Consider the following 12,088-nt stretch of genomic DNA (forward strand, 5'->3'; position numbering starts at 1 on the left):
CAGCCCGCCGGCGCTGTCGAGAGCCGCCGAAACCCGTCAGGCGTGCCCGACGGTCTCGAACATCGCGCCTTCCATCGCCTCGCGCGGGGTCTTGCCCGCCCAGAGCACGAACTGGAACGCCTGATAGTAGCGGTCGCACGCTTCCGTGGCGACCTTCAGGAGCGTCTCGCACTGGCGCCCGTTCGGCTCCGCGCCGCCGGCCAGCAGCAGCGAATGGCGGAACATCACGACGTCGTCATTGGCCCAGAGGTCGAAATGGCCGACCCAGAGCTGCTCGTTGATGAGGGAGATCAGCTCCAGCATCTCGCCGCGGCGGCGCGACGGCACCTTGAGGTCGAACGCGCAGGCGACGTGAAGCGCCTCCAGCTCGTCCAGCCAGGTGAAGGCGATGTGGTAGTCGCACCAGCTGCCGCCCACCGAAACGGAGATCTCGTTCACGTCGGCCCGGTCGAACGACCACTCGTGGACGCTGGCGAGGCGCTCCACGATGTCGAGCGGATGCTCGTTGCGTTCGACTGCTTCTAGTTCCATGGCGGACATGCCGTTCCCCGGCTCGCGTGGCGACACCTGTTACGCGCTCGAACGCCATTCGGCGAAACTGACGCGGCCTTCGGCGCCGCGGGGCGCCGGGACCTTTCGCCAGGGATGCCGGATCGCCCGGGAGAGTCTGAACAACCCTCTGGAATCGAACCGCGAATCACCCCTCGTTTCGACGATACAGCGTGCGAGTCACGACGCACAACGAGCGAGTTGGACCCTCGTGGATTCTGGCCCCCGGCACAATTCGCGCGGCCGGTCTGTCCACAACCGATGCGCTTTTCGGGGGCGGCTCGTTCAGAGTTCGGCGGCCGCGTCGCCGGAGGTCGCGCCGGCGAGCTTGGCCTCCAGGGCCGCGATGCGGGCGGCCAGGCGCTCGTTCTCGTCGCGGGCCAGGACGGCCATCTCGCGCACCGCCTCGAACTCCTCGCGGGTGACCACGTCCATGTCGCGGATGAAGCGCTCGAACTGGGCCTTCACGACCCCCTCCGCCTCGCGCCGGACGCCCTGCGCCATGCCGGCGGCGTCCGTGAAGAGGCGCGCCATGTCGTCGAGTATGCGGTTCTGGGCCATGTCGGTTCTCCTCTGGGCGCGGATCGGGACAGCAAGGTCGAAGCGCCGCCCTCTCGCCCACATGGGTTCGCGTCGCCGCCGGCTCAATAGCACGCCGGACCGGCGCGCGCAGCACGCGGCCGCGCTTGACGCGGCGTGCGCCTCCGGCCCATTCAGGCGCTCCGCGGCGACGCCGCGTCCGGAGCCGGCGATGCCCCTCTTCGCGATCCCGTTCCCCGTGATCGACCCCGTGCTGTTCAGCGTCGGGCCGCTGGTCATCCGCTGGTACGCGCTGGCCTATGTGGCGGGCCTGGTGCTCGGCTGGCTCGTCGTGCGGCGGCTCTGCGCCTCGGACGGCCTCTGGGCCGCCAGCCAGAAGCGCCCGACCGTGGAGGATCTCGACGACCTCCTGGTCTACGCCGCGCTGGGCGTCGTCCTTGGCGGGCGCATCGGCCACGTGCTGTTCTACGGCTGGCCGTATTATAGCCAGAACCCGCTGGAGATCCTGCAGGTCTGGCGCGGCGGCATGGCCTTTCACGGCGGCCTCATCGGGGTGCTGGCCGCAATCCTGATCTTCGCCCGCCGCAAGGGGCTGTCGGCCCTGACGGTGTTCGACCTGTTCGCCGTCGTGGCCCCGATCGGCCTGTTCTTCGGGCGGATCGCCAATTTCATCAACCAGGAGCTCTGGGGCCGGCCGACGGACGTCCCCTGGGCCTTCGTGTTCCCCCGGGCCGACGACCTGCCGCGCCATCCGAGCCAGCTCTACGAGGCCGGCGCGGAGGGCCTGCTGCTGCTCGTCGTCGTGGCGCTGGTCGTCCGCCGCGTCGGCTTTCGCCGGCCGGGCCTGCCGGCGGGCGTTTTCGCGGTCGGCTACGCGCTGGCCCGCAGCTTCTGCGAGATGTACCGCCAGCCGGACGAGAGCGAGTTCATCAACGCCTGGTTCACCATGGGGATGGCGCTCTCTCTGCCGATGCTGCTCGCCGGGCTGGCGCTGATCTGGCGCGCGCTGCGCCGGCCCCGGCTCGCGCCCGCCACGGGCCGCCCCGCGCCATGACGCCGCTCGGCCGCCGCCTGGCCGCCGAGATCGCCGCGGCGGGGCCGATCAGCGTCGCCCGCTACATGGCGGCGTGCCTCGGCGACCCGCTGCACGGCTATTACGCGACGCGCGACCCGTTCGGCCCGCAGGGCGACTTCGTCACCGCGCCCGAGATCTCGCAGATGTTCGGCGAGCTCATCGGGCTGTGGTGCGCGGAGGCGTGGATGCGCCTGGGGTCGCCCGCCGTCCTGCGGCTGGTGGAGCTGGGGCCTGGCCGCGGCACGCTGATGGCGGACGCGCTGCGCGCCGCTCGGGCGCTGCCGCCCTTCCGCGCCGCGCTCGACGTCCGGCTGGTCGAGACGAGCCCGACGCTGCGCGCCCGCCAGGAGGCGGCGCTGGCGGGCGTGGGCGTCCCGGTCGCGTGGGCCTCGGACGTGGACGAGATCCCGCCCGGCCCAGCCCTGGTGATCGCCAACGAGTTCTTCGACGCCTTGCCGATCCGCCAGTTCGTCAAGGTCCAGGACGGCTGGCGCGAGCGCCTCGTCGGCCTGGCGGAGGGCGACGACCCCGCCGCCCTCCGCTTCGGCCTCGCGCCCGAGCCGGAGCCGATGCTCGCCGACGCGCCGGGCGAGCCCGGGGCGGTGCTGGAGGTCGGCGAGGCCGGGCTGGACATCGCCCGGCGCCTGGCCGAACGCTTCGCCGCGACCGGCGGGGCGGCGCTGGCGATCGACTACGGCCATGCGCGGCCGGGCTTCGGCGACACCCTGCAGGCCGTCCGCGCCCACGCCTATGCGGACCCGCTGGCCGAGCCGGGCGAGGCCGATCTCACCGCCCATGTCGATTTCGCCGCCCTCGGGCGCGTCGCCCGGAAGGCGGGCGCGGTCGTGCACGGCCCGGTGACGCAGGGCGCGTTCCTGCGCGGGCTCGGCCTCGCCGAGCGCGCCGCGGCGCTGAAGCGCGGCGCCGCTCCGCCTGTCGCCGCCGCCGTGGACGCCGCGGCCGCCCGGCTCGCCGGCGGCGGCGACGGCATGGGCGAGCTGTTCAAGGTCCTGGCGTTCGGCTCGCCCGGAATGGGGCCCCTGCCCGGCTTCGGCCTCCCCGGAATTGACACAGGCGGCCCCCATCCCTGAGCGTCGCTCCGCAGCCCCTCGAATCGGAACCCGCGCATGATGATCCGCTCCGACGACCTCGACATGCCCGGCGTCGCGCACGCCTTCTTCACCCGGCAGGGCGGCGTCTCCGGCGGCATCTACGCCAGCCTCAATGGCGGCATCGGGTCGAACGACGACAAGGCCGCCATCGCGGAGAACCGGCGCCGCATGGCGCAGGCGCTGGGCGTCGCCCCCCAGAACCTCGTCAACGTGCACCAGGTGCATTCGCCCGACGTGCTGGTCGCCGAAGGGCCCTGGCCCGGCGACCGCCCCAAGGCGGACGGGCTGGTCACCCGCACGCCCGGCGTCGCCCTGGCGATCTCGACGGCCGATTGCGGGCCGGTGCTGTTCGCCGATGCGCAGGCCAGGGTGGTCGGCGGCTGCCACTCGGGCTGGAAGGGCGCCTTCACGGGCGTGCTGGAGACGACGCTGGAGCGCATGGAGGAGCTGGGCGCCGACCGGCGCAACGTGGTCGCCGTGCTGGGCCCGATGATCTCGGCCGCCGCCTATGAGGTGGGGCCGGAATTCGTCGGCCGCTTCCACGAGCAGGATCCCTACAATGCGCGCTTCTTCCGGCCGAGCGAGCGCGCCGGCCACGCCATGTTCGACCTGCCGGCCTATATCGCGGCGCGGCTCGACGCCGCCGGGGTCGGCCGCTTCGTCGACCTGAAGCTCTGCACCTATGCGGACGAGGAGCGCTTCTACAGCTATCGCCGCAACACCCATCGCGGCGCGCCCGACTATGGCCGCCTGATCTCGGCCATCGCGCTGACGGATTGAGAGCGATTTAGGGGGGGCGCCTCCTGGAGCCCTCGTCCTTCGAGACGCAGGCCCGAGAGGGCCTGCTTCTCAGGATGAGGGGGCGGGAGCGGCGGCGGGCGCGTCGCGCTTCAGCAGCGCGGCGAGGCTGTCCCGGCGGCGCTGCGCCAAGGCGCGGAGCCGCGCCTCTTCTTCCGGCCAGCCCGCATGGGCGGCGACCGCCATCTCGGCCGCGCCCAGGTGGAAGGCCGCGTAGCAGGGCGCCAGGAAGGCGACGAACTCCGGATCGACCGGCCGGCCCGCCGCCGAGCCCGTGCGCTCGATCAGCCGGGCGAGGGCCGGAGCGTCGAGGCCGAACTCCACCGCCGCGCCGGCCACGTCCCACGCCACGTCCTGCGGGCCGACGAGGTCGTGCGAGAAGGCGTGGTCGAGCGCATCCGTCTTCAGGATGGTCCCGTCGGGCGCGACGAGCCATTCCGGCGCCATCAGCCGGTTGTCGGTGATCACCGGAACGACGCGACGCTGCAGCATCACGGCGCGGTCGCGGTATGGCGCCGTGGCGCCGTGCGCCTCGGGGCCGAAGGCCTCGGCGGCGTTGACGGCGAGCATGTGGGCGAGATCGGCCAGCGACGCCCCGAGCGGGACCGCTCCGCCGGAGGGATCGGCCGGAAAGGCCCGCGCCCGAAAGCCGAGATAGTCGGCGAGCCTGTCCCGGAAGCGCGCGCCGCGCAGCGCCTCGTCCGGCGCGGGCCGCGCGTCGTCGCGCCAGCGCTCGACCAGAAAGCCGTGGCGCCAGCCGGCCGGGGCGGGGGTGAAGCCGGCCTCGGCCAGGCGCTCGGCCCGGCCCAGCGCCGCGGCGCCGATCCGGTCGAGGCCGCTGAACTTCACCAGCCAGCGCCGGCCGCCGGCGGACGCCAGAAATTTCAGCCGCTCCTGCCCGGCGTTGACGGCGGGCCAGCCCTCTTCGGAGGAACCGCGCTGGACCGTGCGCCAGCCGCCGCCCGAGATTTCCCGCAGCGGCCCGTCGAGCGGCCCGACCACGCTCTCGACCCAGCCCTGCAGCCCGCGCCGCGGCGCGTCCGCGCGCAGGACGAGGGTGTCGAAGGGGATGTGCAGCCGCCGCAGGCGCCGCCACTGCGCGCGGCGCCGCGGATCGGCCTGCGGGCCGGGCTCGCCCGCATGGCTGGGCAGGAGCGCGATGCGCTCCGGGGCCGCGCCGCGGTCGCGCAGCCAGTCCGCCACGCAGCCGAACGAGCTGCCCGAGAGGCCCGGCCCCTCGTCCGCGATGGCGAAGCAGGCGTCGGCCGGCGCGGCGCGCAGGCGCGGCCCGGGCGATACCCCGCGCCGGAAGGGGTCGCCGCCCGGCCGGACCGTGTGCACCGTGGCCGCGCCCTCCCCGGCCGCCTCGGCGCCAGCCGCCGCGGCGCCGGCCGCCGCCATGGCGGCGAGCCCGGTCCCGATGCTGCGCAGGCCGATGACATGCAACGGCTCGCGCCCGGCGAGCGCCCGCGCGGCGACCCCGTAGCCCTCCGGATAGAGCGCATAGAACGCATAGCCTTCCGGGCGCTTGCAGCGCAGCGGCCCTGCCGGCGCCCCGGCCGGCAGATCGGACCAGTCCTGCGGCGGCGGCCGGGTGTCGAACCCGCTCTCCCAGGAGGCCAGCAGCGCGCGCGCCATGTCCCGCAAGGCGTCCATGACGAGCAGGGAGGCCGGGCCGGGCTCGTCCGCGCCGGCCGCCTCGGCCTCGGCGTCGGCCAGCCCCTGCGCCAGCTCGCCCGCCGCGATGAAGGTCTGCGCGAGCCCGGCATGGCGCGAGAGCGGCTCGGCCTCGCCGCAGGCCCGGCGCCAGGCGAGCCGGACCTCCGACCATTCGGCGACGGGGTCCGCCACCCTGACCGCATCGCCATAGACCAGCACGCGTCCTCTCCGCCGCGGCCCGCGCCGCGCCCGACAACGCATGAAGGCCGGAGCGGTTACGCCCCGGCCTTCATGTCTGCGCCCTGCGGGAAGCGCGGGCCCGAAGGCCCGCGGTCCGGTTCGGCCTCAGGCGGCCTTGGCTTTGGGCTGCACCTCGGCAGCGTAGTCCTCCACCATGGCGCGGCTGAGGGCGCCGGGCGTGTAGCGGTGGGGGCCCACCTCGGAGACGGGCGTCACCTCCGCGCCCGTGCCGCAGATGAAGCACTCGTCGAAGGAGGGGAGCTCCTCCGGCATGATCCGGCGCTCCACCACCTCGATCCCGCGCCGCTTGGCGAGGTCGATGACGGTGCGGCGGGTGATGCCGTCCAGGAAGCAGTCGGCGATTGGGGTGTGCAGCGCGCCGTCCTTGGCGAAGAACACGTTGGCCCCGGTGCATTCGGCGACCCGGCCCTGCCAGTCCAGCATGAGCGCGTCGGCGTAGCCCTTCTTCTCCGCCCGATGCTTGGAGATGGTGCAGATCATGTAGAGGCCCGCCGCCTTGGAGTGGCACGGCGCGGTCATCGGGTCGGGGCGGCGATATTCGGCGATGTCGAGGCGGATGCCCTTCATCTTCTGCGCGAGATCGAACATCGAGGGCCAGTCCCAGACCGCGACGGCCACGTTGATGGTCGAGTTCTGCGCCGCGACGGCCATCATCTCGCTGCCGCGCCACGCCACCGGGCGCACATAGCAGTTCTGGAAGCCGTTCTTGGCCACGACCTGCGCCTTGACGGCGTCGAGCTCGGCCACCGAATACGGGATCGTGAAGTCCAGGATCTCGGCCGACTTGTGGAAGCGCTCGGAATGCTCGGTCGACTTGAAGATCCGGCCGCCATAGGCCCGCTCGCCCTCGAACACGCAGGACGCGTAGTGCAGGCCGTGCGAGAGTACGTGCAGCTTGGCGTCCGCCCAGGGCACGAACTGGCCGTTGAACCAGATGACGCCTTCGCGCTGATCGAACGGGATGACGGACATGGATGTTCTCCTTGGGAAGCACGGCCCTGGATGATCGCGGTCCGGTCAGGAACGCTCGTCGGAGCGCCTCCTGCGGTTCTTTCCTTTCGCCGCGAGGGCTTGACGAGTAACAATCAAGCTGGGATATGTCAACATCACTGACGTAATCAGCCCGGGGCGCCCCCACGCGATGCAGACAGCCCTCGAAACGCGCAGCCAGGCCGGGACGGATCATACTCCCGATCGGCCCCTGTATGACCTGATCGAGCTCCTGTTTTTCGCCTATCGCGATTTCGTCGGCGATCCCGACCGCACGCTGGAGCAGTACGGCTTCGGCCGCGCGCATCACCGCGTGCTGCATTTCGTCGACCGCAATCCCGGCCTCACCATCGCGGCGCTGCTGGACATCCTGAAGATCACCAAGCAGAGCCTCAACCGCGTGCTCAAGGAGCTGCTCGAGAAGGGCTATGTCGAGCAGCGCGCCGGCAAGTCCGACCGGCGCCAGCGGCTGCTCTTCCCCACCCCGCGCGGACGCGCGCTGGCGCTCGACCTCGCCCGCATGCAGACGCGGCGCATCGCCCGCGCTCTGGAGGAGAGCGGTCCGGGCTCGGACGCCGCCGCGCGGCGCTTCCTCGCCGCCATGGTGGAGCCGGCCGAGCGCCCCACGGTGGCGCGCCTCGCCCATGACGACGCGGAACTCGGGGGCCCGTCGTGAACGCCTCGCGGCCCGCCGCGGCCCCGCCGGACGACGCCCCCCACATCCTCGTCGTGGACGACGACCGGCGCCTGCGCGATCTCCTGGGCCGCTTCCTCTCCGAGCACGGCTATCGCGTCACGACGGCGCAGGATTCGGCCGAGGCGCGGGCGCGCATCGCCAATTTCCTGTTCGACGGCTATGTGCTGGACGTGATGATGCCGGGCGAGAACGGCTTCGAGCTCGCCCGCTGGGTGCGCGAGACGTCCTCCACGCCGATCCTGATGCTGACCGCGCGCGCCGACGCCAAGGACCGGGTCAAGGGCCTCGAGATCGGGGCGGACGATTACCTGCCCAAGCCCTTCGAGCCGCGCGAGCTGCTGCTGCGGCTGAAGAACATCATCCGGCGCACGACGCCCGCGGCCGCCCCGACCCCGGGCGCGTCCCAGGAGGTGGTGCGGTTCGGCCCGTTCACCTTCCGGCTGGACCGCGGCGAATTGCGCCAGGGCGACGAGATCGTCCGCATCACCGACCGCGAACGCGAGATGCTGACCGTGCTGGCCTCGCGCCCCGGCGACACCGTGCCCCGCGAGGACCTCGCCGGCTCGGGAGAAGTCTCCAACGAGCGCACCGTGGACGTGCAGATCAACCGGTTGAGGCGTAAGATCGAGGCGGATCCGGCCAACCCGCTGCTGCTGCAGACGGTGCGCGGCATGGGCTACCGGCTTTTCCTGGATTGAGCCCTCGCGCGTGAAACTCGGCAGCGGACTCCAGACCAGCACTGTCCTGCGGCCGCCCGTGGCGGCCTACCACCGGCTGAGCCGCTGGTTCGGCAAGCGGATGCCCAAGGGGCTGTTCGCCCGGGCGCTGATCATCATCATCGCCCCCATGGTGATCCTGCAGTCGGTGCTGGCCTACGCCTTCATGGAGCGCCACTGGCAGACGGTGACGCGGCGGCTGTCGGCGGCGGTGACGCAGGACATCGCCGCCATCATCGACATGGCCGAGAGCTACCCGCAGGACAAGGACTACGAGACGCTGAGCCGCATCGCCAGCGACCGCCTGGGCCTCGACGTGGAGATGCTGCCGCCCGGCCCCCTGCCCCCGCCGGCGCCCAAGCCGTTCTTCTCGATCCTGGACAGCACGCTCTCGCGCGAGATCCGCACGCAGATCGGCCGGCCCTACTGGATCGACACGGTGGGGCGCTCCAACATCATCGAGGTGCGGGTCCAGCTCGACAGCGGCGTGCTGCGGGTTCTGACGCGCCGCTCGCAGGCCTATGCGTCCAACTCGCACATCTTCCTGATGTGGATGCTGGGCACCTCGATGGTGCTGCTCAGCATCGCGGTGCTGTTCCTGCGCAACCAGATCCGCCCCATCCTCAAGCTCGCGGCCGCGGCCGAGAGCTTCGGCAAGGGCCGCGACATCGAGTTCCGGCCGCGCGGCGCCCGCGAGGTCCGGCAGGCCGGCCACGCCTTCATCGAGATGCGCAGGCGCATCGAGCGCGCCTTCGAGCAGCGCACCGCCATGCTGAACGGCGTCAGCCACGACCTGCGCACCATCCTGACCCGGTTCAAGCTGTCGCTGGCCCTCATGGACGAGGACACGCCCGAGCTGGAGCCGCTGAAGAAGGACGTCGACGAGATGAGCCGCATGCTGGAGGCCTACCTGGCCTTCGCGCGCGGCGACGCCGGCGAGCATTCGGCCGCCACCGACATGGGCGCGCTCCTGGAGGACCTGAAGACCGACGCCGAGCGCCAGGGCCACGCCACGCAGGTGTCGATCAGCGGCGACCCGGTCGCCACCGTGCGCCCCGACGCGTTCAAGCGCTGCCTGGCCAATCTGGTGAACAACGCCGTCCGCCACGGCGACCGCATCGCCATCTCGGCCGCCCGCGACCCGCGCTGGCTCACCATCACGGTCGACGACGACGGCCCCGGCGTGCCGGCCGACCAGCGCGAGGAGGTGTTCAAACCCTTCGTGCGCCTCGACGAGGCCCGCAACGTCGACGAGGGCGGCACCGGCCTCGGCCTGGCCATCGCCCGCGACATCGCCCGCTCGCATGGCGGCGACGTGACGCTGGGCGAGAGCCCGCTCGGCGGCCTGCGGGCGATGGTGCGGGTGCCGGTTTGAGCATCGCCGACGACGTTTCGCGAGCGGACGCCAGGCCCGCGATGCTGGCGTCGCTTGTCGGCGGCGCGCTTCTCATCGCGCTTGCGCCGATCCTCGTGCGGATGAGCGATGTCGACCCCGTCGCGAGCGGGCTCTATCGCGTCCTGACAGCCGCCCCGCTCCTGTGGGTGCTCGTCGCCATGTCCCCCCGGGCCGAGGCCGCCGTTCCGGCGAAAGGGCGCGACATCCTGCTGCTGTCAGCCTCCGGACTGTTGCTGGCGATGGATCTGGGCCTTTGGCACATCTCCGTCGACATGACCTCCGTGGCGAACGCCACCGCGTTCAACAACTGCTCGCCGATCTTCGTGGCGGTCGCCCTGGCGATGATGGGGCAGGCGCCGGGCCGGCCTCTCCTTCTGGCGCTGGCCGTGACGACCGCCGGCATGACGCTCATGAGCGCAGGGCGCTTCTCCCTGTCGTCCCACCATGTCGCCGGCGATCTGATCGCGGTGTCGACCGGAGCCTTCTACGGAGGCTACATCCTGCTGATGGGGCGCTTGGCGCCTGCGGCTTTCGACGGCCGTCTGCATGGCCGTCAGCACCACCGCCGCGATTCCGGCGCTTTTCGTCTTCGCGCTCCTGCGTGAGGGCCCGCTGTTGCCCGCCACGGCCCGGGGATGGCTCGTGGTCGTGGCCCTGGGGGTGGTGTGCCATGTCGCCGGCCAAGGCCTCATCGCGCGGTCCCTGGCGGCGCTGCCCGCAACCTTCTCGTCCATGGTCCTCCTGGTGCAGCCTGTCGCCGCCGCGCTGCTGGCCTGGCTCTTCTTCGCCGAAGCCCTGACGCTGCTTCAGGCGGTCGGAATGCTGACGGTCCTGAGCGGCATCGTCCTCGCCCGGCGGGCGATCGGCGAGGCGTGAGAGCTCACCACCGGTCGGCGGCGGCGTCGTCGGCGGCCTTGGCTTCCACCCAGTCGCCCTGCGAGCCGTCGGCGTGGTGCTCCTTCTTCCAGAAGGGCGCGCGGGTCTTCAGGTAGTCCATCAGAAACTCGGCGGCCTCGAAGGCCGCGGTGCGGTGCGCGGCGGCCGTGACGACGAGGACGATCGGCTCGCCCGGCGCGATGCGCCCGTGGCGGTGGATCGCGGCGACGCCCTGCAGCGGCCAGCGCGCCAGGGCCGCCTCGACCACGCGGGCGATCTCCTCCTCGGCCATGCCGGGATAATGCTCGAGCTCCAGCGCGGCGAGTTTGCCGCCCTCGGCGCGGCACAGTCCTGAAAACGTCACCACGGCGCCGATGTCGGTCCGCCCCGCCGCGATCCGGTCGATCTCGGCCGCGGCGTCGAACGGCTCGGCCTGGATCCTCACCGTGACCGGCACCGAAGGCGCGCCCATCTCAGCCGCCCGTCATGGGAGGAAAGAACGCGATCTCCTGCGCGCCGGCGAGCTCCGCCGTCGGCTTGACGTGGCGCCGGTCGATGGCGGCGCGCACCACGCTGGGGTTCTCGAAGGCGTGGGCGTATTCCTCGCCCCGTCCCGCCAGCCAGCCGGCGAGATCGGCCACGGTGCGGACCTCGGCGGGAAGATCGAGCGTCTCCTCGGCCTTGCCGATTCGCTCCCGGACCCAGGCGAAATACACGATCTTCATCGCCCGTCCCTCACGCGCCATGGTCCACGATGTGGTGGATGCCGGCGCGGAAATAGTCATAGCCGGTGTAGAGCGTCAGGATCGCCGAGATCCACAGCAGCCCGAGCCCGATCTTCACCGTGCCGGGCAGCACGTGCTCCCCCGCCGGCCCGGCCAGCAGGAACCCGATCGCGATCAATTGAAGCGTGGTTTTCCACTTGGCCACCGTCGAGACCGGGACGCTGACGCGCAGCTCCGCCAGATATTCCCGCAGGCCCGAGACCAGGATCTCGCGCGACAGGATCACGATGGCGGCCCAGATCGCCCAGCTGTTGATCGTGCGGTCCGCCACCAGCATGAGCAGCGTGGCGGAGACCAGCAGCTTGTCGGCGATCGGGTCCAGCATCCGGCCCAGCGTGGACTGCTGCTGCCAGGCGCGCGCCAGGTAGCCGTCGAAGAAATCCGTGATGGCGGCGACCGCGAACACCGCCAGCGCCGCCCAGCGCATCCAGAATTCTTCGGGCCAGAACATGCACGCGACCACCACCGGGACGGCGACGACGCGTCCATAGGTCAGCACATTGGGTAGATTGAGGGGGTTTGCCCGCCGCATATTGCTCGCCAGGGTCATGCGCAGCCGAGGAAACATGCCGGAGGGAGGGGCGTCAACCGGCGCGCCCGCGCATTCGGCGGCGTCAGGGGCGATCGCCGGGGC

Annotated in this window: 15 protein-coding genes; 8 read left to right on the forward strand and 7 right to left on the reverse strand. The window is 71.9% G+C overall.

Going from position 1 to position 12,088, the window contains the following annotated elements; genetic code table 11:
- Positions 1–36: 36 nt before the first annotated feature.
- A complete protein-coding gene (locus ABEG18_RS18265) occupies positions 37–540 on the reverse strand; it encodes a YbjN domain-containing protein (RefSeq protein WP_406854471.1) in 504 nt (167 codons plus the stop codon).
- A 294-nt stretch (positions 541–834) separates the two neighbouring features.
- A complete protein-coding gene (locus tag ABEG18_RS18270; RefSeq protein WP_406854472.1) occupies positions 835–1,110 on the reverse strand; it encodes an accessory factor UbiK family protein in 276 nt (91 codons plus the stop codon).
- Between the two features lie 190 nt (positions 1,111–1,300).
- On the opposite strand from ABEG18_RS18270, the gene lgt reads away from it, so the two are divergent.
- The 3 genes from lgt to pgeF are packed head-to-tail and all read left to right on the forward strand — an operon-like array spanning position 1,301 to position 4,056.
- Positions 1,301–2,143, forward strand: a complete 843-nt coding sequence (gene lgt, locus ABEG18_RS18275; RefSeq protein WP_406854473.1) for a prolipoprotein diacylglyceryl transferase — start codon at positions 1,301–1,303, stop codon at positions 2,141–2,143.
- On the forward strand, positions 2,140–3,255 hold the full coding sequence (locus ABEG18_RS18280; RefSeq protein ID WP_406854474.1) for a class I SAM-dependent methyltransferase: 1,116 nt from the start codon (positions 2,140–2,142) through the stop codon (positions 3,253–3,255). Before lgt ends, ABEG18_RS18280 begins: the two co-directional genes overlap by 4 nt.
- A gap of 36 nt (positions 3,256–3,291) precedes the next feature.
- Positions 3,292–4,056, forward strand: coding sequence for a peptidoglycan editing factor PgeF (pgeF, locus tag ABEG18_RS18285; RefSeq protein WP_406854475.1), 765 nt, complete (start codon positions 3,292–3,294; stop codon positions 4,054–4,056).
- 69 nt (positions 4,057–4,125) lie between these two features.
- Here pgeF and ABEG18_RS18290 read toward each other — a convergent pair whose 3' ends face one another.
- Both ABEG18_RS18290 and ABEG18_RS18295 read right to left on the reverse strand, forming a co-directional pair.
- Entirely contained in the window at positions 4,126–5,952 is a 1,827-nt protein-coding gene (locus ABEG18_RS18290) for a hypothetical protein (RefSeq protein WP_406854476.1), read from the reverse strand.
- 126 nt (positions 5,953–6,078) lie between these two features.
- On the reverse strand, positions 6,079–6,966 hold the full coding sequence (locus ABEG18_RS18295; protein WP_406854477.1) for a branched-chain amino acid aminotransferase: 888 nt from the start codon (positions 6,964–6,966) through the stop codon (positions 6,079–6,081).
- A gap of 169 nt (positions 6,967–7,135) precedes the next feature.
- Here ABEG18_RS18295 and ABEG18_RS18300 point away from each other — a divergent pair, with 169 nt between their 5' ends.
- From ABEG18_RS18300 to ABEG18_RS18320, 5 genes are read left to right on the forward strand one after another with little or no spacing between them, the layout of a single operon-like run.
- Complete coding sequence (locus ABEG18_RS18300; protein ID WP_406854478.1) at positions 7,136–7,660, forward strand: MarR family winged helix-turn-helix transcriptional regulator; 525 nt, start codon at positions 7,136–7,138, stop codon at positions 7,658–7,660.
- Positions 7,657–8,379: a response regulator gene (locus ABEG18_RS18305; protein WP_406854479.1), complete on the forward strand. Its 723-nt coding sequence runs from the start codon at positions 7,657–7,659 to the stop codon at positions 8,377–8,379. Before ABEG18_RS18300 ends, ABEG18_RS18305 begins: the two co-directional genes overlap by 4 nt.
- A 10-nt stretch (positions 8,380–8,389) precedes the next feature.
- Positions 8,390–9,772: an ATP-binding protein gene (locus tag ABEG18_RS18310; RefSeq protein ID WP_406854480.1), complete on the forward strand. Its 1,383-nt coding sequence runs from the start codon at positions 8,390–8,392 to the stop codon at positions 9,770–9,772.
- Between the two features lie 41 nt (positions 9,773–9,813).
- Positions 9,814–10,398: an EamA family transporter gene (locus ABEG18_RS18315; RefSeq protein WP_406854481.1), complete on the forward strand. Its 585-nt coding sequence runs from the start codon at positions 9,814–9,816 to the stop codon at positions 10,396–10,398.
- A complete protein-coding gene (locus tag ABEG18_RS18320) occupies positions 10,340–10,669 on the forward strand; it encodes an EamA family transporter (RefSeq protein ID WP_406854482.1) in 330 nt (109 codons plus the stop codon). The genes ABEG18_RS18315 and ABEG18_RS18320 overlap by 59 nt, the downstream gene beginning before the upstream one ends.
- A gap of 4 nt (positions 10,670–10,673) precedes the next feature.
- On the opposite strand, the gene ABEG18_RS18325 is transcribed toward ABEG18_RS18320, so the two are convergent.
- The 3 genes from ABEG18_RS18325 to pgsA are packed head-to-tail and all read right to left on the reverse strand — an operon-like array spanning position 10,674 to position 11,986.
- Complete coding sequence (locus ABEG18_RS18325) at positions 10,674–11,141, reverse strand: molybdenum cofactor biosynthesis protein MoaE (RefSeq protein WP_406854483.1); 468 nt, start codon at positions 11,139–11,141, stop codon at positions 10,674–10,676.
- Between the two features lies 1 nt (position 11,142).
- Complete coding sequence (gene moaD, locus ABEG18_RS18330) at positions 11,143–11,394, reverse strand: molybdopterin converting factor subunit 1 (RefSeq protein ID WP_406854484.1); 252 nt, start codon at positions 11,392–11,394, stop codon at positions 11,143–11,145.
- Between the two features lie 10 nt (positions 11,395–11,404).
- Positions 11,405–11,986, reverse strand: a complete 582-nt coding sequence (gene pgsA / locus ABEG18_RS18335) for a CDP-diacylglycerol--glycerol-3-phosphate 3-phosphatidyltransferase (protein ID WP_406854485.1) — start codon at positions 11,984–11,986, stop codon at positions 11,405–11,407.
- Positions 11,987–12,088 lie beyond the last annotated feature (102 nt).

This window comes from Alsobacter sp. KACC 23698 (assembly GCF_045348435.1).
GTDB lineage: Bacteria > Pseudomonadota > Alphaproteobacteria > Rhizobiales > Beijerinckiaceae > Alsobacter.